This is a genomic window from Occallatibacter gabretensis, from assembly GCF_001449115.1.
Classification (GTDB): Bacteria; Acidobacteriota; Terriglobia; order Terriglobales; family Acidobacteriaceae; genus Telmatobacter; species Telmatobacter gabretensis.
Window position 1 is genome coordinate 16,032 of record NZ_LAIJ01000008.1, and the last position, 20,244, is coordinate 36,275.

18 protein-coding genes are annotated in these 20,244 nt (G+C 56.9%); 9 read left to right on the forward strand and 9 right to left on the reverse strand.

Annotated features, from left to right (window positions below; all coding sequences use genetic code 11):
* The gene (locus VO84_RS06285; protein ID WP_058186563.1) at positions 1-1,245 is read left to right on the forward strand and encodes a DUF1501 domain-containing protein; all 1,245 of its coding nucleotides are present in this window, start codon (positions 1-3) and stop codon (positions 1,243-1,245) included.
* On the opposite strand, the gene VO84_RS06290 is transcribed toward VO84_RS06285, so the two are convergent.
* The 4 genes from VO84_RS06290 to VO84_RS06305 form a co-directional block, all read right to left on the reverse strand.
* The gene (locus tag VO84_RS06290; RefSeq protein WP_058186565.1) at positions 1,246-3,867 is read right to left on the reverse strand and encodes an ABC transporter permease; all 2,622 of its coding nucleotides are present in this window, start codon (positions 3,865-3,867) and stop codon (positions 1,246-1,248) included.
* 42 nt (positions 3,868-3,909) lie between these two features.
* Positions 3,910-6,552 (reverse strand): ABC transporter permease, encoded by a 2,643-nt coding sequence (locus tag VO84_RS06295; RefSeq protein WP_058186567.1) that lies wholly within the window; start codon positions 6,550-6,552, stop codon positions 3,910-3,912.
* Positions 6,553-6,555: 3 nt separating this feature from the next.
* Positions 6,556-6,894 carry a PadR family transcriptional regulator gene (locus VO84_RS06300; protein ID WP_058186569.1) on the reverse strand — a complete coding sequence of 113 codons (339 nt, stop codon included), beginning with the start codon at positions 6,892-6,894 and terminating at the stop codon, positions 6,556-6,558.
* A 109-nt stretch (positions 6,895-7,003) separates the two neighbouring features.
* Positions 7,004-8,521 carry a S10 family peptidase gene (locus tag VO84_RS06305; RefSeq protein WP_082661778.1) on the reverse strand — a complete coding sequence of 506 codons (1,518 nt, stop codon included), beginning with the start codon at positions 8,519-8,521 and terminating at the stop codon, positions 7,004-7,006.
* Between the two features lie 86 nt (positions 8,522-8,607).
* On the opposite strand from VO84_RS06305, the gene VO84_RS06310 reads away from it, so the two are divergent.
* From VO84_RS06310 to VO84_RS06320, 3 genes are all read left to right on the forward strand, one after another.
* A complete protein-coding gene (locus VO84_RS06310; protein WP_058186571.1) occupies positions 8,608-8,982 on the forward strand; it encodes a DoxX family protein in 375 nt (124 codons plus the stop codon).
* 73 nt (positions 8,983-9,055) lie between these two features.
* The gene (locus VO84_RS06315; protein WP_058186572.1) at positions 9,056-9,790 is read left to right on the forward strand and encodes a peptidylprolyl isomerase; all 735 of its coding nucleotides are present in this window, start codon (positions 9,056-9,058) and stop codon (positions 9,788-9,790) included.
* 62 nt (positions 9,791-9,852) lie between these two features.
* Positions 9,853-10,383, forward strand: a complete 531-nt coding sequence (locus VO84_RS06320; RefSeq protein WP_058186574.1) for a peptidylprolyl isomerase — start codon at positions 9,853-9,855, stop codon at positions 10,381-10,383.
* An 83-nt stretch (positions 10,384-10,466) separates the two neighbouring features.
* Here the strand turns inward: VO84_RS06320 and VO84_RS06325 are convergent, their stop codons facing one another.
* The 4 genes from VO84_RS06325 to VO84_RS06340 all read right to left on the reverse strand — a co-directional run bounded on the left by VO84_RS06325 (position 10,467) and on the right by VO84_RS06340 (position 13,432).
* Positions 10,467-11,069, reverse strand: a complete 603-nt coding sequence (locus VO84_RS06325; protein ID WP_058186576.1) for a hypothetical protein — start codon at positions 11,067-11,069, stop codon at positions 10,467-10,469.
* A 204-nt stretch (positions 11,070-11,273) separates the two neighbouring features.
* Positions 11,274-12,203 (reverse strand): carbohydrate kinase family protein, encoded by a 930-nt coding sequence (locus VO84_RS06330; RefSeq protein ID WP_058186578.1) that lies wholly within the window; start codon positions 12,201-12,203, stop codon positions 11,274-11,276.
* Between the two features lie 41 nt (positions 12,204-12,244).
* Positions 12,245-12,607 carry a ribonuclease E inhibitor RraB gene (locus VO84_RS22065; RefSeq protein WP_082661779.1) on the reverse strand — a complete coding sequence of 121 codons (363 nt, stop codon included), beginning with the start codon at positions 12,605-12,607 and terminating at the stop codon, positions 12,245-12,247.
* A 66-nt stretch (positions 12,608-12,673) separates the two neighbouring features.
* Positions 12,674-13,432 (reverse strand): class I SAM-dependent methyltransferase, encoded by a 759-nt coding sequence (locus VO84_RS06340; protein WP_197413926.1) that lies wholly within the window; start codon positions 13,430-13,432, stop codon positions 12,674-12,676.
* A gap of 556 nt (positions 13,433-13,988) precedes the next feature.
* Here VO84_RS06340 and VO84_RS06345 point away from each other — a divergent pair.
* From VO84_RS06345 to VO84_RS06365, 5 genes are all read left to right on the forward strand, one after another.
* Positions 13,989-14,930, forward strand: coding sequence for a branched-chain amino acid transaminase (locus VO84_RS06345; protein ID WP_058186583.1), 942 nt, complete (start codon positions 13,989-13,991; stop codon positions 14,928-14,930).
* 133 nt (positions 14,931-15,063) lie between these two features.
* A complete protein-coding gene (locus VO84_RS06350) occupies positions 15,064-16,764 on the forward strand; it encodes an alkaline phosphatase family protein (protein WP_058186585.1) in 1,701 nt (566 codons plus the stop codon).
* A gap of 127 nt (positions 16,765-16,891) precedes the next feature.
* Entirely contained in the window at positions 16,892-17,803 is a 912-nt protein-coding gene (locus VO84_RS06355) for a dihydroorotate dehydrogenase (RefSeq protein ID WP_231737807.1), read from the forward strand.
* 96 nt (positions 17,804-17,899) lie between these two features.
* Positions 17,900-18,295 carry a hypothetical protein gene (locus tag VO84_RS06360; protein ID WP_058186588.1) on the forward strand — a complete coding sequence of 132 codons (396 nt, stop codon included), beginning with the start codon at positions 17,900-17,902 and terminating at the stop codon, positions 18,293-18,295.
* 130 nt (positions 18,296-18,425) lie between these two features.
* Positions 18,426-19,787, forward strand: a complete 1,362-nt coding sequence (locus tag VO84_RS06365) for a S41 family peptidase (protein ID WP_197413927.1) — start codon at positions 18,426-18,428, stop codon at positions 19,785-19,787.
* Between the two features lie 77 nt (positions 19,788-19,864).
* Here VO84_RS06365 and VO84_RS06370 read toward each other — a convergent pair whose 3' ends face one another.
* The gene (locus VO84_RS06370; RefSeq protein ID WP_058186592.1) at positions 19,865-20,065 is read right to left on the reverse strand and encodes a hypothetical protein; all 201 of its coding nucleotides are present in this window, start codon (positions 20,063-20,065) and stop codon (positions 19,865-19,867) included.
* Between the last annotated feature and the right edge of the window lie 179 nt (positions 20,066-20,244).

Sequence of the window (20,244 nt, forward strand, 5' to 3'; positions counted from 1 at the left end):
ATGCAGTTCAATCGCCGATTCTTCCTCCATAAAGGCGCGCTCGCTCTTGCCGGAACCACTGCTATTCCGAATTTTCTTGTCCGCACTGTTATGGCGCAGACGGCAACAGCGCCGAAGAAGCGTCTCGTCGTCGTATTTCAGCGTGGCGCGGCAGACGGCCTCAACATTGTCGTTCCGTACCGCGAGCGCAACTACTACGCCATGCGGCCTTCGATCGCCGTCCCGCAGGATAAGGTGATCGATCTCGATGGCACCTTTGGTCTGCATCCTTCGATGAATACGTTCAAGCCACTTTACGATCAAGGGCATCTCGCCATCGTTCATGCTGTTGGATCGCCGGATATGAGCCGCTCTCACTTTGACGCGCAGGACTTTATGGAGTCCGGCACGCCTGGCGTTAAGAACACGGATGATGGCTGGCTTAATCGCGCGCTGCAGGCCGAAGACCTGAACCGCCGGTGCGCAGGGACCTGCGAGCACACTGCTTTCCGTGCGCTTGCACTCAGCGCGGATGTTCCGCGTACGCTTGCGGGCAAAGTTCCCGCAATCGCGCTTAACAACGTGAACAATTTTTCTGTTGCAGGGCAGAAGCCTTCGCCTGCTGCTTCAGCCTTTGAAGCGATGTACGGTTCCAGCGGCGATCAGATTTTGCACGCTACGGGCGAAGAAACCTTTGACGCAGTCAAGATGCTGCGCGCCGCGAATCCCGGCTCCTACAAGCCTTCCGCTGATTATCCCAACACCGAATTCGGCAACAGCATGAAGCAGATTGCGCAGCTTCTGAAAGCGAATCTTGGCGTGGAAGCCGCATTCACAGATATCAACGGCTGGGACACGCATCAGAACCAGGGCTCGGTCAACGGACAGCTTTCCGACCGCCTCCGCGAGTTCTCGAATTCAATTGCTGCTTTCTGGAAGGACATGGGCGACCAGGCCGAAAACGTAACCGTCGTCACTATGTCCGAGTTTGGCCGCACGGCCAAGGAGAACGGCACCGGAGGCACCGACCACGGCCACGCGAATGTCATGTTCGTTCTTGGCGCGGATGTCAAAGGCGGCAAGGTTCATGGCAAATGGCCAGGCCTTGAGCCGGAGCAGTTGAACGAAGGCCGCGATCTTGCCTTGACCACGGACTACCGCCAGGTTCTCGGCGAAGTTGTCACGAGCAAGCTTGGCGCGAGCAACATGGATCTCGTCTTCCCGGGCGCGCGACTGCAGCCGAACGGCTTTCTGAAGCTGGTGTAATTACTCGGCTCGCAGCGCTTCCGTCGGATTCACAGAAGCCGCTCTGCGCGCAGGTAGAAAGCTTGCTGCCAGCGCTGCAACTGCAAGCACAACCATCACGCCTGCAAGCGTTGGCACATCCCACGCCCTCACTCCGAATAGAAGTTTGCGCATCAACATCGACGCGCCTACGGAGCACACCAGCCCCAACGAAAGCCCAACAGTCGTCAACACTGCAGCCTGCCGCATCACCATTCTGTACACTGTGCCGCGCTGCGCTCCCAACGCCATGCGAACGCCAATCTCCCGCGTGCGCTGGCTTACCGAGTAAGCGATCACACCGTACAATCCAACCACGCTGAGTACGAGCGCGACTATAGCAAAACCCGCCACCAGCCACGCCGAGGAGCGGCGGAGATACGTCGACGGTGCATCGTGGATCTTCTGGTCCATGGTCATTGGACTGTAGATAGCCATGCCCTTGTCGATATCGTGAAGCGTAGATGTGAGCGACGACAACATGGCCTTGTCATCCTGCGATGTGCGCGCAAGCACTACAAAGAAATCGAATGGACGCTGGTAAAACGGGGCGTAGGTTGCGCCCCGTGGACCCGCGTCAAGCTGCCCTTCCTGAATGTCATTGATCACGCCGACAATCAGCATGGCATCCTTGTCTTCGTTAAAGGAAATTCGCTTACCAATAGGATCTTCCCCAGGGAAATATTGTTTGGCAATCGTCCGGTTGATGATGACAACCTTTGGCTTTGAATTGTCCTCGTCATCTGTGAAGTAGCGTCCGCTGATCAGACGCGTACGCAGCGTCGTCATATAACCGGCACTCACGTAGCGAACCGCCACTTCTCTAGGCGCTGCGTTGCTCTTACGACCAAGAATATAAAAGGACGAGGTCCAGTCCGCATCCTCGATAGGCATTTTCGTGGTAATGCCTACGGACTTCACGCCGGGCAATGCTCCCACGCGCGCAAGAACTTCACGCGCAAGAGCTGCCTTCTGCTCGTCTTTCGTATATTTTTCCGGTGGCGCGTTCAGATGAACTGTTGCAATGTGATCCGGCTCCATGCCGATATTGCTATGCAGCAGCTGATAAAAACTTTTACCCAACAATCCCGCTCCGGCAAGCAGAACCATGGCCATGGCCAGTTCCGCAATGACCATGTTTGCGCCAAATCGCCGCCACATCAGCCCCGCAGCCGTTCTGCCGCCTTCGCTGAGTCCATCACGAATTGCGCTGAACCGGAAGAGGACAAGCGGCGTGAGAGCAAAAAGCACGCCGGAGAACGCTATCAGCGCTACTGCAAATGCGAGCACGTGTGTATCCAGACCCAGGCCGCTTAGAAACGGCATGGAAGCCAGCATGTCCTTCGGTATCAAAAGCGCAAGCAGCTGCATTCCCTGCTGCGCCAGCACAAGACCAAACGCTCCGCCGATGAGTGCCAGCAGAAGTCCCTCTGTTATGAACTGCAATACAAGTCTGCGCGGAGAAGCGCCGAGTGCGCCACGCACCGCCATCTCACGCTTGCGGCTTTCTGCACGGACCAGCAACAAGCTGGACACGTTAACGCTTGCAATCAGCAGAAGGATTCCAGCGCCGCACAATACCGTCAGCAGGATCGGACGAATGTCGCCTACGATGCGTTCCGTGAGGGGCAGCATGAATGCGTTTTGATCACGGTTTGAATCGGGATATAGCTTTTGAAGATTGTCCGCGATGGTTTTGATGTCTGCGAAAGCTGCGGCGAAGGTCACGCCATCCTTCAGTCGCGCGACGCCGAAGAGAGAATGGCAGCCGCGGCAGGTGTTACCTGACTTTTCAATGGACCAGAATTCAGTGGGCTCAGCCGGAGCAAAACTGAACTCGCGTGGCAACACACCGATGATGGTGGAGCTATTCCCGTCGAGGACTAACGACTGCCCAAGCACATTTGGATTGCCGCCGTAGCGTTGCTGCCATGTGGAGTAACTGAGCAGTGTGGTTCGCGCAGTCTCAGGCTTGTCTTCCCCATCAAAGAAGTCGCGGCCCAGCATGGGCTTGACGCCGAGCGTGCGCAAGAAGCCGGAGCTTATCATTGAGCCGTTCACTTGGCGCAATCCTTCGCCGGTCTTCATCATCATCGGCCCGGCGTCATACACATCCAGCGAGCTGAAGACTTTATTCTCGCGCTTCCAATCAAGATAGTCAGGATACGAAAGATGGAAGCGCGGCCCCAGAGGAATGCTTTCAAAGAGCATGACCAGGCGATTGGGATCGGTATACGGCAAAGGCTTGATGAGCGCCGCATCTACAAATGCAAAGATGGCAACGCTGGAAGCAATACCCAGCGAGAGAATAAGAATTGCGGTAAATGCAAAGCCGGGATTCTTCTTCCACTGCCGCAGCGCAAAGTGCAAATCCTGAATGATGGTCTCCATACGAAATCCCACGACCTCCTCGCTTCGCTCTCTCAATCGTGTCGGATTGCCGAATTGCCGCATTGCAGCGTAATGCGCTTCTTTCGGAGCCATGCCTTCGTTCACAAATTCCTGCTCGGCCTGCTCGCGATGAAACGCCATCTCCTCGTCCAGATCACTGCGGAAGCGATGGCGTCCGAACAACAGCGAAAGCTTGCGAATCAAATGCTGCATTGCGTCTCTCCCAATCTTCAGGAAGCGTCTTTTGTCCCAACGCTACTCTGCCCGCAGCGCCTCCGTAGGATTCACGGAAGCTGCGCGCCACGCAGGAATGAAACTCGCTGCCAGCGCTGCCAGGCCCAGTATCAGAGCCACAGCCAACAACGTAGGCGCGTCCCAGGCCTCCACCCCGAAAAGCAGCTTGTGCATCAATGTTGAAACTCCCACGGAGCAGGCCAGCCCCAACATCAATCCGATTGCCGTAAGCCAGACCGCCTGACGCATCACCAGCTTGTAGACCGTGCTACGTTGTGCGCCAAGAGCCATCCGTACGCCAATCTCCCGCGTTCGCTGGCTCACCGAGTACGCGATCACACCGTACAAACCGATGACGCCAAGCACCAATGCCAGCCCCGCGAAGATGCCTACAAGCCACATGGCGAATTTATGCAGCAACGCGGACTGTGAGCCGTCAATCTGCTGTTCCATCGTCTGTTCGTCGTAAATGCCAAGGCCCGGCTCGACCTGCCGCAGCGTGCTCACCATCGTCGGCAGGAGCGCTTTTTCATCACCGGCGGTTCGAACTGCTATCGAAAAGTAAGTATCAGAGGAGTGATAGATAGGTTCATACTCGGCGGGCCACAGATCCTGCTGCAGGCCACCTTCGCGCACATCGGCAATGATGCCCACAATCTCACGCATGGAATCCGGTGCAAGATCCGTGTTGCCTATCTTCTGACCGATTGGGTCTTCGCCCAGAAAATAATTCTTTGCCAGAGTCTCGTTAATGATCATTACCTGCGGATGCGATGCATCATCCTGCGCTGTGATCATGCGGCCCCGGATGAGTTTCGCCTTTAGCGTAGAGATGAGATAGTTGGGGCTTACCTCGCGCTGATCCGTCTCGTTGTGCTCGCCATGATAGGGCTTACCTGCAATGCGAATCCAGTCCGTATCGCAATTGCATTGCACCGGAAGATCGGTCGTCATACCCACCGACTGTACTCCGGGCAGCGCCATCAACCTGCGTTCGATTTCAAGATAGAGCTGCCGAGTGTCGTCGGTAGTTTTGTATTTGCTGTCCGGCGCAATGACGTTCACCGTCGCCAGATGCGTTGGATCGATACCTGTCTCCACATGCAGCAAGCTATAGAAGCTTCTGCCCAGCAGTCCTGCGCCCGCAAGCAGCACCACCGCAACAGTCAGCTCAACAACCACGAGGTTCGCACCCAGCCGTTGCCAGAACCTGCCTGCGGCGCCGCGACCGCCTTCGCTCAAAGCATCCTGCAAATCTGTGCTCCCAAGACGCAACGCTGGAGTAACGGCCAGAACGAAGGCCGCAAGCGTGGCCACTGCAACGGCGAAGATCGCAGTGTGCGCGTTCAGCCCTACCTGGCGCAAGAACGGCATTCCATCTGCCATGGTCTTTGGCACCAGCTTGCCCAGCAGCGCCATTGTCCACGCTGCTACAAACACACCTGCAGTGCATCCAAATGCGGCCAGCAGCAATCCCTCCGTCACAAACTGCCGCGCGAGCCGCGCCTTTGTTGCGCCCAGTGCGCCGCGTACGGCAATCTCCCGTCGCCGACTCTCAGACCGCACCAGAAGCAGGCTTGCCACGTTTACGCACGCAATCATCAGCAGCAGTGCTGCTCCTCCGAGCAGCGTGAGCAGAATTATCCGCACATCGCCAATGATGAATTCCGTCAACGGTTGCACAACCGCGCCCTGATCCCTGTTCGAGCCCGGATAGAGTGCAGCAAGCTGGTTGGCAATGCGCTGCATCTCCGCACGAGCCGCATTGACGGTCACGCCATCGCGCAGCCTACCTACGCCAACCAGATTGTGGCAGCTTCGCCGACGCTCGCAGCTGCTCTTATCCAGCAATGTCGTAAAGAACTCTGCATTGGCGCGCGGTTGCCAGATGAACTCCCGCGGCAGCACGCCCACAATGGTGTAATTTTCTCCGCTCAAATTCGCTGATTGGCCGATCACATCCGCCCGTCCGCCAAAACGCTTCTGCCACGTGCTGTAAGGCAGCATCACAATCTTTGCGCCGCCCGGCTTGTCTTCGCCGGGAAGAAAATCTCTCCCAAGAATTGGCTTTACGCCCAGCGTGCGGAAGAATCCATCGCTCACCCGTAGTCCCGGCGCCGGCTCCGTTACGCTGCCCACGTGCAGGAGATACCCCTCAAAGGCGTAGACCTCAAGCGAACTAAGAGATGAGTTTATTCGCTTCCAGTCTTCGTAATCGGGGCGTGAAAGATCGGCATGTGGAACCGCAGCCGCGCTCTCGGTTACATCCACCAGCCGATCCGGATGAGCGAATGGGAGGGGCTGAATCAGCGCCGCATCCACAAAGCCAAAGATTGCTACGCTGACGCCTATGCCAAGCGCAAGAATCAGCACAGCCGTCACGCCGAAGCCTGGGTTTTTTCTGAGCTGGCGCAGTGCAAAACCCAAATCCTGTATCACTGTCTCCATACGGAACCCCACGACCTCTTCGCTCTGCTCTCTTAATCGCGTTGTATTGCCGAACTGCCGCATTGCGGCGTAATGAGCTTCTTTCGGCGACATGCCTTCGCTTATAAATTCAGATTCGGACTGCGCACGATGGAACGCCATCTCCTCATCCAGATCGCTACGGAAGCGTCTACGCTGTACAAGCAACGAAAGTTTCTTCAAAAGCCTGGTCAGCATGGCTCACGCCTCCTCCGGCGCGGACAGTACACGGCCAATCGCCGCAATCATCTGCTCAAACTCGGAGATTTCAACACCCAGCTGCTTACGCCCGGTTCGCGTCAGCGTGTAGAAGCGCGCCCGGCGATTCGTCTCGCTCATCTTCCACTCGGCCTTCAGCCAACCTGCCAGCAGCAGCCGCTGCAGTGCGGGATAGAGCGAGCCTTCTTCCACCGTCAGCACATCGTCTGAAGAACGCTTGATGGAAAGCGCAATGCCGTAGCCGTGCAGCGTTCCGCGCGCCAGCGTCTTGAGGATGAGCAAGTCAAGAGTGCCGGGAAGAAGGTCGGATTTTTTCGCCATGCGGCTATATATAGATTATCTATGGATAGAAAGTCAATGGCGATACTCGGGGACAAGAAAAGCCTCGAAGCATTTCTGCTCCAAGGCTTTTCTGTCTTTGTTCTCTGTTTTAGTGCTTTTCCATCATATCCATCACATCTTTGCGCAGCGCCATGCGGCTTGCTTCTCGCGTGTAGAACATGTGTCCTCCGGGATACTCCTTCACCATAACCCGAGCCGGATCGCCCATCACCGGCATCTCGTCCACCGTCAGCACCGATCCCATGAAGGGGCAGGAGAGATCGTTCCATCCATGCACAATCAGCACGCGCAGCTTGGGATCAGCTGCAACCGCTTCGCGCAGGTCCGGCACTGAGCCGCGGCGTAGATCGTCGCCGCGATCCCACAGCCGGCCTACTTCATAGGAGAGCGCGTTGTAGCGTGCATCGATCTTCCAGCCGACAATGCGTGTGTCGAAATCCACCATTGCCGTAGTCAGCGGAGCCACAATGCTGGCGAGAATCGGATCGTTTGCACGCTGCTCGGGCGCAAACGGAAAGGGATCGAAGGAGGTCACATTCGAGTCGTATACAGACGCCAGTTTGCCCTGCTCCCTGTGTGCCTCGCGCAGGTACGCGCCCGTGTCAATTCGCCCGCCCGAGTACTTCACGAAGGAGGGATCGAGCCCGGTCATCTCTGTTACCTTCTGAATCATCTTCTGCTGCCCAGCTTCATCCGAGCGGCCTTTCAGCAGTGCCGTCGCGTATTCGCCGCGCGTGTACGCAATCACTTCGGCCATTGCGTCGGGGGTCAGTTTTTTCTCGCGTTCCAGGTGCGCCGCAGAAATAGAAGGCAGTGTCATCATCCACGGCAGCGGCGACATATCCTCATAGTCGTCCTGACCCGGGTTGAGATACGGCGAAACCAGAATGACGCCATTCAGCGCCACACCAAGCTGCGACTGCAGGTAGTGCGTAACGCGCGGACCGCGGAAGCCGCCGTAGCTCTCGCCCACAAAATATTTGCGCGAGCCAAGCCGAGAGTTCTCCACCAACCAGTCGTAGATAATCCGCGAAAGGTACTGAATGTCCGGTGTCGTCGAATAGAACAGCTTCTTTGCCTGATCCTCCGACACCTCCGAACGGCTGAAGCCCGTCCCAATCGGATCAATGAACACCAGGTCGGTAAAATCCAGCCAAGTTCCCGGGTTGTCCATCAGAGCCACAGGGTCCGACGGGCTATCTCCCTCGTTGCCGGCGTTCATGTGCTTTGGTCCGATTGCGCCCAGATTCAAATATACGGTCGATGCGCCCGGGCCGCCATTCATCGCAAAGGTTACCGGACGGTTTTCGCCTGGCACCGTGTATGCAGTAACGACGACCTGGCCTGCAACCTTGCCATCCTTGTCTCGAACCGGCAGAGCGCCCACGGTTACCGTGTACTTCAGTGGCTTGCCGTTCAACTGAATCGTCTGCTCTGTGTGAGCCGCAGCAGGCAACGGCGGTAGGGCTGTTTTATCGGCCGCAGGCTTGTCTGCCGGCTTTTCTCCCGGCGCCTGTGCCTGCATTGCAGAACAACAACCAAAGCTCAAGACACACGCGAGCACCGCGGCGCGTCCACCTATTCCACGCAACTCTGAAATGTTCATGCGACTACGATACAGCACCTGACATCTCATTTTTGGTAACTTATTCTTCTGGAAGATTGGTTTAAACGGCCGGCCAAGGGGGTGCGATGACGAAGCAGATCTGGTACTGGATTTTCACTATTCTTATGGCCCTGTGGCTAACGCCTAGCGGTGTAGTCGATGCTCTTGGCGCTTCCGTAGCCGTTAAGATTCTGGCTCACCTTGGCTATCCGGCATATATGGGCTACATCCTGGGCGCAGCCAAACTGCTGGCCATGGCGGCCATCTTCTATCCGGGAACGCGGCTGCTGCGCGAGTGGGCGTATGCGGGGCTTACTTTCGAGCTTATTGGAGCCTTCATTTCGCATATCTGCTCACATGATCCGGTTACAACTGCGCTGGCTCCTGTACTGGTGCTGGGCTTTGTTGCAGGGAGCTATCTGCTGCAGCCTGACAAATACAGGCTGCGCGCCGCAAACTGATTGCCAATGGTGTGTCTGATGCTTTCCCGGAAGTGGCAGGCTGCGCGTCCCATGATTTACCCTGAAATACGGCATGAAACTTCGATTTGCCCTCTTTATACCGGCCCTCGCCGCGGTCTTTGCGACCTCGGCATTCGCACAGCAGACGCCATCCACGCCGCCGGTGTCCAAACCGGCTGCCACGGACGACCTGCCTGACGGTCCGCAGCCCACAGCCGCTGCACTCACCCACCCCAACGGTCCCACTGTGGTCATGGATACGTCGATGGGCCGCATCACCTGCCAGTTCTATGAGCGACAGGCGCCCAACGCCGTTGCCAACTTTATCGCCCTCGCCAACGGAACCAAGGACTGGGTCGATCCCGGCACGCAGAAGAAGCAGCACCACAAGCGCTACTACGACGGCACTATTTTCCACCGGGTCATTCCCGAGTTCATGGTTCAGGGCGGCGATCCGACCGGGACCGGCATGGGCGACCCCGGTTACACCTTCAACGATGAACTCGATCCGAACCTGAACTTCGACGCGCCGGGACGGCTGGCCATGGCCAACTCCGGCCCCAACACCAACGGCGGCCAGTTCTTTATTACCGAGCTGCCCTATGACTCGCTCAACCAGCACTACACCATCTTTGGCCAGTGCGATGAATCCAGCGTTCTTGTGGTGAAAACCATTGCCCGCGTAGAGCGCGATGACAAGGACAAGCCTCTTGCACCTGTCATGCTGAACAAGATCACCATCGTTCCTGCTGGCGCGCCATTACCACCTAAGCCTGAACCGGTGGCTCAACCATCGGCCAAACAATAAAAAGCGGATTCAATCACAGATCAGCTTTCTACAGACCAGCTTTCTCCAGAGAGGAAAATTCCATGTCTTTACCCCCCGGCACCTACGCTAACTTCAACACATCGGAAGGAAAGATTGTTGTCCGCCTCTTCGAGTCCGAAGCGCCCATCACCGTCAAGAATTTCATTGAGCTGGCGGAAGGCGTCAAAGAGTGGACACATCCTACGACACACGAAAAGTCCAATAAAAAGCTTTACGACGGGACGGTCTTTCATCGCGTCATTCCCGACTTCATGATTCAGGGCGGCGATCCGACAGGCACCGGCATGGGCGGCCCAGGCTATCGCTTCCAGGATGAAACCAAAGGTTCGCCGCACAGCTTCGACAAGCCCGGCAAGCTAGCCATGGCGAACAGCGGCCCTAACACCAACGGCTGCCAGATCTTCATCACCGTTGCGGCCACGCCCTGGCTCACCGGCAACCACACCATCTTCGGAGAAGTTGTGGAAGGCCAGGATATCGTCAGCAAGATCTCGCTTGTGCCGCGCAATTCACAGGACAAGCCTCACAAGACCGTTGTGCTTGAATCCGTCACTATTGACCGCGTCGCGTGATTTCCGCGCGTCAATGAAGAAAACACGGCGAACAAAAGCCCCGGCACAAACCGGGGCTTTTTGTTTGTGATCGGATGCGGCCGTTAGAACTTCCAGACCACTCCCGCATTTACTTTCCCGAAAAAATTCGGCAATCCGGGAACTCTGTACGGCACCGCAACCTTCAGGCTCTGAATTAGCGCTAAATTCTCATAAACAAAGTCGCCGCCCGCTCGAACGGCAAACCGGCGGCTGATGGGCGTATCCACTCCTCCGCCCATCACGGTGGCGAAAGATGCCGTCATGCCCACGTGCGCGTTGGGTCCCCAATTCTGGTTGATACCCATGTCGCCACCCATCACCTCGCCATACAACGTCTCATGACCAAACTTGTGGCTATATTGAAAGCCGCCGAGAATGTAATAGGCGTTCTGCGGCGCGCCATAATTATTTGCTCTGTACTGCGTGGTGTCCATCTTGAAGCGGAGCTCGTGCCACATCTGCGGAAAAGCGAACGAAAGCTCCCATCCGTTCAGCGATTGCTGGTGTCCCGGAACTCCGTTAAAGGTATTCGACTGGTAAGAGTATCCCCCATACAGCTGATAGTGCTCAGGTCCGCCGGACTCGTGGACAGCAGGAGCAGCCTGTGCATGCGCCAGTACGGAGAAACACAGCAATGTAAGGAACGCGCTGAAACAACGCCGCATAGAAATCCCCTGTCATATCGGATCCAGGAAACCTGGCGGTACGGATTGATTCCATACAGAATGGTAAGTAATACAGCAAAACAGAAGAAATACGGTTGCTACTTATCTGACCAGTCTTGATCCGGCCACGCAATTGAAAAACTATCTATAACCAACAAGATTCTAAACTGGCCATGCGTGGAATGCATAACTTCGGCCCAGCGCTTAGCGTCCGCTGGATGCAATTGCCTGGTCGATGGTCTGCTTAACGGCATCCGGAAGTAAAGGCATTGCGCCGGATTGCGAGGCGACCCATGCACCCCAGCGATTTCCAGCCTCATTCAGCACAGCCAGGCTTGCTCCGCGCAGAAGATAATGCGTCATTGCGGCGGTAAATGCGTCTCCAGCGCCAATCGTATCGACTACATCCACAGCAATCCCGGGATGCTCATGCCAGCCGTCGCGCGCTACAAGCAGACTTCCCTGCCCGCCTCGTGTAATCGCCACCATGCGCAGCCTGGGAAACTCACTCAATAAGCGTTCCGACATACCGCGAAGATCAGCCTCCGGACCGGATTCTGCTCCGAGGCCCAGCAGGTCCATCACAATAGGAACCTCCGTGTCGTTCATCTTTAAAACTGTCGCCAGCTCCAGCGACTCCTCTACCACTTCGCCGGTGTGGAACGGGGCGCGGAGGTTCACGTCAAAGATGCGAATGCAATCTTGCCGGGTCTGCGCGATCAGTTCCTGAATGGTCTGCTTCGAAGTAACATTCCGTTGTGCCAGCGAACCGAAGCAAACTGCGTCCGCTCTCTCCGCCAATCGAACCCACTGATCCGAAAGCAATAAAAAGTCCCATGCCGCCGGCTGATGGATGGTGTACTCAGGCTGCCCGTTCTTGAGCGCGACCGTTACTCGACCGGTCTCATGGGAGGCATCAATTTGTAGAAACTCCGTGTCGGCGCGCAATCCGTCGAGCGACTCAACAGCCCTGCGGCCCAGATCGTCCCGCCCGATACGGCTCAAAATCGCTGCATGATTCCCCAGCCTGCCGACCATCACGGTAAAGTTCGCCGGCGCGCCGCCCAAGCGCGGCCCCTCCGGCAGCAGGTCCCATAGCAATTCGCCAATGCCGAGAATCAAATGCGGCTTCATAGACTTGCTCTCACATCCTCACGGCTTTTCATCTGGAAGAATCAGTTGTCTTTGGCTGGCTCGGATTTCTGTACCAACGAACCCCAGCCCTTGTAGTCGATCCTGAACAATCTGCTCAAGCAAAGCATGAATCCGGAGACACTGAGAATCACGTGCTGAGTAATTGGCATATGAATAAACACAAGTACCCGAAATTTACCATCCTGCATCTCCTGAACTTCGGCTCTTCCGTAGCTTTTCCCATTCACAAATTCTACAAAGTCCTGCGCTTGTTCTCGCGTAGGGCTCAGGAAATCAAAATCAACTTCTCGCACAATGCTGAAAATGTCACCCAAAACATCATTTCGCTGCAGAAGGTCAGTGTCTGAAGCAGCAGTTTCATATAGCAGGTCAAACATGGTCATGAAGGAAGAATAGCGGAGGTATCAATTGGCAAGATGTTTTTGTTTTCTACTCCAAGTTTCCTATCTCTATTCCCTGCTGTGCCACCGCCAGATTGAGCAATCTTCATAATCCGTCGAGGCGTATTCGCCATCCGGCTGATTCGTCAGAATAGCGTGATCGGCCTTTGCATCGGCTCGCGATCGCTTCACCTGCCGCTGAAAGTAGCGTACAAATCCCCTCTGCTGCTCCAGAATGTGCTCCTGCTCATGGTTGACATAGAGCAGATCCAGTTCGCCCGGCCTGTTTTCAAAGCTCTGCGCGCAGTGACGTAGAAACCGCTGCATCACCACTGCACCAAACGGGTTAAACAGAAACGCCACGCATGGCCCCTGCGGAAACGGAAATGCGGTCGCATCCGCCTGAACCAGATGTACCGGAGACCGCAAGCGGTCTGCCTTGCGCCACACCGTCAGGTTTTTCCGCGCGATGCGCACCAGCGCCGGGTGCGTTTCTACGCCAATGACCGCGTGAAACGGAATCTCCGCGGCCAGCAGCATGGCGCGGCCCATTCCCGCACCGATGTCGATAAAAGTGGTCTCTTCCAGCGCAAATGCCGGCCGAATCCGGCGCCACCGGCGCACCAACGTGTAAAAAACTGAAGGCGCAATCCCGTAATACGCCGTCGTGTGCCGATCATGCGGGCTGCCCGTCTTCAGATGCCTTCCTGCCACGAGCCCGCTCGTCCGCACCCCATATTCCAGGTCGAACGGATGCGGCAGAAACCCATCTTTTTTATTCAGGCCGTACAGTCGCGGTCCGCGCTTCGGCTTTTCAATCGAATTCAACTTCCGCCAAGCCTCTCTGTCAACAAAACTTTCCTGCATTTTAGCCGTAGGGATGTTGACAACTGTTTCACAGCTAGTCACCCTATCCAGCCTGAAAGCTCCCGCTGGTGCGTCGGGGGAAACTGGTCCAGCACACGCAAACAACCAGCCACCCCGCTTGCGGCATCTAGCCGATCACATGGAAAGCGAGGGCGCTATGTCAACTCAGATAAAAAAGTGTGGGAATGCAGCCTGTACCTGTACCCTGCCAGATCACAAGTCCAAGTATTGCAGTGCACACTGCGAAGGCATGGCAGAAAAGGTCGAAATCATGTGCACCTGCGGTCATGCCAGCTGCGGCTCGACCGAGGTCATCGCCGCGCCCGCTGAACCTGTGCAACCGACACAGCCGCTGGTTTAGCAAAGCGGTTCCGAAAATGGGAAAATCCGCATCCCGTCGCGTGCATAGGTCTTAACGGTTCCTCGTCACGAGGAATGAGTGACATCTATGCCCTCGGCGCGATACCCTTGTTGGGTATCCGTGTGAACTGCGCGGTGCGAGGAGCAGAAACTCTCCATGCCTATCCAAGCCACCAGTAAAATCTGGCATAACGGCCACCTCATCCCATGGGAGCAGGCCACACTTCACGTCATGAGCCATGTTGTTCACTATGGCTCCAGCGTCTTTGAAGGTATTCGTTGCTATGGACAGCCCCAGGGCGGAGCGATCTTCCGCCTGCCTGAGCACATGCAGCGCCTCATTGACTCCGCCAAGATCTACCGCATGGAAATCCCATACACGCTCGACGAGCTATGTGCAGCGGTCGTGGACGTCACCGAAGCCAATAACGTGTCGCCATGCTACATCCGGCCCATCGTCCTGCGCGGCTATGGCGAAATGGGCGTCAACCCCAAGGGTTCGCCTATTGAGGTCTACGTCGCCAACTTCCCGTGGGGCAAATACATGCCCGGCCACGGCGGCGCGGATGTCTGCGTCTCCAGCTGGAACCGCCTTGCCCCGAACACCATGCCCGCGCTCGCCAAAGCCGGCGCAAACTACATGAACTCGCAGCTCATCCGCATGGAAGCCGATATCAACGGCTACGCCGAGGGCATTGGCCTGGACGTGAACGGCCTTGTCAGCGAGGGCTCCGGCGAGAACATCTTCCTGGTCCGCAACGGCGTTCTCTACACCCCACCGCTCGCGAACTCCGCGCTTTCAGGCATCACGCGCGACTCCGTTCTCACCATCGCGCGCCATCTGGGCCTTACCGTCACGGAGCAGTCAGTTCCCCGCGAGCTGCTTTACATCGCCGACGAAGTCTTCTTCACCGGCACGGCAGCGGAGGTCTCGCCCATCCGCTCCATTGACCGCATCGTGATTGGCAACGGCGAGCCCGGCGAGATCACCAAGCAGATCGCCGATGAGTTCTTCGGCATTGCCAACGGCCTTAAGCCCGACCGCTTTGGCTGGCTCACGCACGTCAAGGTGACAGCACAAGAGCCGGTCACGGCATAGCTGCACATCCTCATCGCGAAACAAATGGGCGGCCTTCTGGCTGCCCATTTCCTTTTCTGGCCTACATGAAAAATCCATGAACCCCGCCTGGAAGTCATCCAGCGCCGCAGCCTGATTCTTTATCATCAGAGTTATGCAATTCAGTTCCCGCTTTCTTCGCGCTCTGTGGTGTGTGTCGCTGTCTCTCCTGATCGCATTTGCGCCCATTCCTGCGCGCGCCCAAGCCTATGTCGGCAAGCCGAAACTCATCGTCATCGTCGTCATCGACCAGTTCCGCGGCGACTATCTCAACCGCTGGCGCAGCGAGTTCAAGGGCCGCGGCTTTCGCCTCTTTATGAATGAAGGCGCCTGGTTTACCGACTGCTACTACGATTACGCCAACACCAAGACCGCGCCTGGCCACGCCACCATCGGTACTGGAGCCTACTCCGACGGTCACGGCATCGAGACCAACGATTGGTGGGACGCCTCGCGCTCGGACGCGCACAAGGTCAGCTCGGTCGAAGACGAGCGCTACCAGCTCGTCGATCTGCCAGCGAGTTCCATCCCGGCCAATGCTCCCGGAGCACCGTCCACGGCTGCGAAGTTCCTCATCGGCTCCTCACCGCGCAATCTCCGCGCCACCACGCTGGGCGACGAGCTGCGGCTCGCGACGCAGGGAAAATCGAAGGTCTTTGGCATCTCGCTCAAGGACCGCGCATCGATCCTGCCCGCCGGCCAGTCCGCCAACGGAGCTTACTGGATCGATCAGTCCAGCGGCATCTTCACCACCTCCACTTATTACATGGAACATCTGCCCACCTGGGCCACGACCTTCAACGCCTCTGACCGCCGTCTGCAGGCTGAAAAGGAAGCCTTCGTCGAGAACACCACGCAGTTCTACGAGCTGGTTGGTCGCACTCCGGCAGCCAACCGCTATGAGCTTGACTTCGCCAAGGCCCTCATTACCGGCGAAAAACTGGGCCAGAACGGCGTCACTGATCTCGTCACAGTCTCGCTCTCCGCCAACGACATTCAGGGCCACCAGTTCGGCCCCGATTCCGACTTCGAAAAGCAGATGGTTGTCTCGCTCGATAGCGATCTCGACGGCTTCTTCTCCTGGCTCGACAAGACCGTCGGCCTCAATAACGTCTGGCTTGCGCTTACGGCGGATCACGGCGTCGCGCCCGTTCCCGGAGAGGCTGCGCAGCTCGGCATCAACGCCACGAACGTGGACATGGAAAAGGTATACGAGACCGTCAACGAAAAACTGAATGCGCGCTATTCGCCGGGCGCAAAGCAGGTGTATCTGATGCCCGGCCCGGACCTGCCTTACATCGTGCTTAACCGCAAGGCATTTGAGAGTGCCAAGGTGGACGAAAAGGCTGCGGAAGAAGTTGTCTCTGCGACCCTGCGAGAGGCTGTCGCCAGCCTGCCGCGTCCGGACGATGGCCCGCTTCCTGCGCAGCATCGGCTTGCTCCCACGCCGCGCCTCCAATATGTCTACACCCGCCTTCAGCTTGCCAACGGTGAGGTTCCACCCTCCGAGTGGGGCCGTCTGCTCTCGCACAGCTACGCAGAGCACGGCAACTGGTTCGTCATGGCAGTATTCAACGCCTACCAGATTGAGGGCTATAGCTCGAACTCCGGAACCACGCACTTCGCGCCCTGGTCGTATGACCGCCATGTGCCGCTCGCGTTTTACGGCGCGCCGTTTGTGCCCGGTGAGTACCACAACCTCGTCGCTCCCGTAGATCTTGCCGTGACCTTCTCCTCGCTCGCCGGAGTCAATCGGCCATCGGCTGCCGTGGGCCGTGTGCTGACGGAGGCCATCAAGCCGATTCAAGTCCAGTAAACTGATACAGAGATCAGTTGTCAGAGCTCAGAGATCAGCAACGCATCCATACGCTGCACAATGCCGCGCTGTGATACGAAAACTGATCTCTGACCCCTGATCTCTGAACCCTGTTATGAAGCCAGATATGAAAGTTCAGTTGGCCGGCATTGAGCTGGCCAACCCCGTCATCGCCGCCAGCGGCACCTTTGGTTATGGCATCGAGTTTGAGGAGATGGTCTCGCTCGAGCGCCTCGGCGGCTTTGTCACCAAGGGCATCTCGATTCAGCCCCTGACGGGCCATGCCGCTCCGCGCATCCTCCAGACCGCCGCCGGCATGATGAACGCCATCGGCCTGCAGAATGTCGGCGTCGATGCCTTCATCGCAGAGAAACTGCCCGCCCTCGCCCGCTATCCCGCCTGCAAAATCTTCGTCAACGTCTTCGGCTACACCGTCGGCGAGTACATCAGCGTCATCCAAAAGCTCAACGAGGCCGAAAACATCGCCGCCTACGAGCTCAACGTCTCCTGCCCCAACGTCCACGCCGGCGGCATGACCTTCGGCGCAGATCCCGGCTCTCTGGAATTCCTCGTCTCTTCCGCGCGCTCGGTTACCAAGCGACCGCTCATCGCCAAACTCTCGCCGAACGTCACTTCCATTGCAGAGATGGCCCGCGTCGCGGCCAACTCCGGTGCAGACGCCATCTCGCTCGTCAACACCTTCCTCGCGCTGTCGATTGATATTGAAACCCGCAAGCCGCGCCTCACCAACACCACCGGCGGCCTCTCAGGTCCAGCCATCAAGCCTATCGCTGTCCGCATGGTGTATGAGACTGCCCGCGCAGTAAACGTCCCTGTCATCGGCATGGGTGGGATCATGACGCCGGAAGACGCAGTGGAATTCATGCTCGCCGGAGCTACAGCCGTCCAGGTCGGCACCGCCAGCTACGCTGATCCCCGCGCTACTGAGCGCATTGCGAAGGGCATGGAATCCTGGTGCCGCAGCCATCATGTGGAGCGGGTAGCAAGTCTGACGGGCGCAATCGATATATCGAAGTAATAATGCTGCGGTTTCGGACGATTCCGGCATGCAGGATGTATGTGGTAAGGTGTCGTCACACGAAAATCTCAAGCTACATTGCTAATGAGGAGAATCATGCGTAGGATCATTGTCGTTTTTGCCATTTTTGTTGTTTCGGTAAGTCTCTACGGCCAGAAGGTACGATACGGACAGCAACTGCCCGACGCTAAGTCAGGCGTAGATTACCCAATCCAGGCGCATATCTACGCCGTACACCTTCGTACTGAGTGTACGCAGTCACCGTGTACGGACGTGGTGTACTCGGATGCGCTCGTGAATGGCAAAAGGCTCGAATTCAGGAGCAATAGCTACCTCCCCTACATTTCTCAGACGATCTCGCTGGGAGACTATCGTGCGCGCATCGTAAAAGCCGCTTCCAGATCAAGCGCAGGTGAGATCGGCGATACATACGAGTTAGTGGTACAGGGAAACAAAACACTTCGTTGCGTAGTCACCGGAATCGCTGAGTAACTCTGCCGCGCTTTGATGAATCTTGCGAAGATAACAGAGCGAACAATGGGTAACCCATTCCACTCTCATGCGTCCTAGATTCCAGTTCCGTACCCATATACACTCATTGCGTCCCTGCATGGAGGCCATCGTGTCCCATAATTTCTTTCGGGCTGGAAGGCGAAATCGCGCCGTTGCCAAGGTTGTGCTTCTCATCGCTCTTCTAACCGCGCCGCTTTGCGCGCGTGCCGACGTCACCATCCCTGACACGCCGGCGGGGCACACATTGCAGGCATTTCTTACGGCAATGAACTCCGGCGACCACGACAAGATTGCGGCTTATGTGAAGGAATTTGACCCGAAGAACAATGCCGATGGGCTCACCGGTTTTGCCGCCCAGACAGGCGGCTTCAATCTTGTCTCCATCCTGAGCAGCGCACCGGACCGGCTCACCTTTATGGTCCATGGCCGCGCAGACAATATCGACGCCTACGGAACTCTGCAGCTTGAAAGCACCGCGCCGCCGCGGGTCAAACAGCTCGGCATCCGCGCGCTTCCCCCGGGCGCAAAAATCGACGACATTCACCTCGACGCCGCCCTCCGGCAGAAGACAATTGACGCCGTCAGCAAGCAGCTTACGGACCATTATGTCTATCCGGATGTGGCGGCAAAGATGATTCAGGCTGTGCGCGACCATCAGGCGCATGGCGACTACAACTCCATCACCAATGGCAATGAATTTGCTGGTATCCTGATGCGCGACCTGCGCGCCGTCAGCCACGACGGCCATCTCTTTGTTGGGTACAACCCCTACATCATGCCCGGCGATTCTTCGGGACCGCATGCGCCAAGCCCCGCCGATGAGGCACGCTTCCGCGCCGAGCTTGAGCATGACAACTGCAGCTTCTCCAAAGTGGAGATCCTGAGCCACAACATCGGCTACGTAAAATTTGGCGAATTCGCGCCGCCGGAGTACTGCGCTTCCACAGTAACGGCTGCCATGAGCTTTCTGGCCCACGCCGATGCCATCATCTTTGACCTGCGCGAGAACCATGGCGGCGATCCGCAGATGGTCGATTTCATGGTTTCGTATCTCTTCCACGATTCGACCCACATCAACGACCTCACGACCCGGCTCGATAACGACACTCACCAGTATTGGACGCTTCCTTGGGTTCCTGGGCCGCGCTTCGTCGATCAGCCTGTGTACGTGCTCACCTCGCACGAAACGTTCTCAGGCGGTGAGGAATTTACCTTCGATCTGAAGACGCAGAAGCGAGCCACCATCGTCGGCGAAACCACAGGCGGCGGTGCGCATCCTGTACGCGGCATGCCGGCAGGAGACCATTTCACCATCGGCGTCCCCTTCGCGCGGCCCATTAACCCGATTACGAAAGGCGACTGGGAAGGAACTGGCGTGGAACCGGATGTAAAGGTGAGTGCGGCAGACGCGTTGACCACCGCGGAAAAGCTAGCTACAGAGAAGCTGGCCAGCAAAAACAAGACCGAATAGGTCCGAATTGTCTTTACAAACAAAAATCCCCAGCAGGGCTTCACCTTCGCCCTGTTGGGGATTTCGTTCGAATGTCTTTACGCGGCTGCCTGGAATCCGTTGCAGCCGCTAATCGGCGTCACCAGCAAATGCAGGGGCACCAATTGGGGATGGCCGCATGTTTCCACCAGGCTCTCCGGAGCCTTGTGTGAAGAACGGATTGAAACCAGCTTGTCATCGCTGTGGCCTTCACCGAAGTGGGTACAGAGTCCGCATTGCCCGTCATGAATATCTGACATAGTCGCTTCCCTCCTGATCGGTCGTTCTTACCTGCACAGTATGATGATCAAATTTCTTCTCAAGATCAAGCCGGAAATAAAAATTCTTTCCTTCAGCCTTCCTAGGGTTTCCTTATCTGATATCCATTGCCATACTCTGCCGCGCAGTAATATATTCATCCAAATACTCTTTGCACGAC

Bases quoted from the DNA above. Each gene is read 5' to 3' on its own strand.
- VO84_RS06285 (WP_058186563.1), top strand. From the start codon at position 1: ATGCAGTTCAATCGCCGATTCTTCCTCCATAAAGGCGCGCTCGCTCTT.
- VO84_RS06290 (WP_058186565.1), bottom strand. From the start codon at position 3,867: ATGCAGCATTTGATTCGCAAGCTTTCGCTGTTGTTCGGACGCCATCGC.
- VO84_RS06295 (WP_058186567.1), bottom strand. From the start codon at position 6,552: ATGCTGACCAGGCTTTTGAAGAAACTTTCGTTGCTTGTACAGCGTAGA.
- VO84_RS06300 (WP_058186569.1), bottom strand. From the start codon at position 6,894: ATGGCGAAAAAATCCGACCTTCTTCCCGGCACTCTTGACTTGCTCATC.
- VO84_RS06305 (WP_082661778.1), bottom strand. From the start codon at position 8,521: ATGAACATTTCAGAGTTGCGTGGAATAGGTGGACGCGCCGCGGTGCTC.
- VO84_RS06310 (WP_058186571.1), top strand. From the start codon at position 8,608: ATGACGAAGCAGATCTGGTACTGGATTTTCACTATTCTTATGGCCCTG.
- VO84_RS06315 (WP_058186572.1), top strand. From the start codon at position 9,056: ATGAAACTTCGATTTGCCCTCTTTATACCGGCCCTCGCCGCGGTCTTT.
- VO84_RS06320 (WP_058186574.1), top strand. From the start codon at position 9,853: ATGTCTTTACCCCCCGGCACCTACGCTAACTTCAACACATCGGAAGGA.
- VO84_RS06325 (WP_058186576.1), bottom strand. From the start codon at position 11,069: ATGCGGCGTTGTTTCAGCGCGTTCCTTACATTGCTGTGTTTCTCCGTA.
- VO84_RS06330 (WP_058186578.1), bottom strand. From the start codon at position 12,203: ATGAAGCCGCATTTGATTCTCGGCATTGGCGAATTGCTATGGGACCTG.
- VO84_RS22065 (WP_082661779.1), bottom strand. From the start codon at position 12,607: ATGACCATGTTTGACCTGCTATATGAAACTGCTGCTTCAGACACTGAC.
- VO84_RS06345 (WP_058186583.1), top strand. From the start codon at position 13,989: ATGCCTATCCAAGCCACCAGTAAAATCTGGCATAACGGCCACCTCATC.
- VO84_RS06350 (WP_058186585.1), top strand. From the start codon at position 15,064: ATGCAATTCAGTTCCCGCTTTCTTCGCGCTCTGTGGTGTGTGTCGCTG.
- VO84_RS06355 (WP_231737807.1), top strand. From the start codon at position 16,892: ATGAAAGTTCAGTTGGCCGGCATTGAGCTGGCCAACCCCGTCATCGCC.
- VO84_RS06360 (WP_058186588.1), top strand. From the start codon at position 17,900: ATGCGTAGGATCATTGTCGTTTTTGCCATTTTTGTTGTTTCGGTAAGT.
- VO84_RS06370 (WP_058186592.1), bottom strand. From the start codon at position 20,065: ATGTCAGATATTCATGACGGGCAATGCGGACTCTGTACCCACTTCGGT.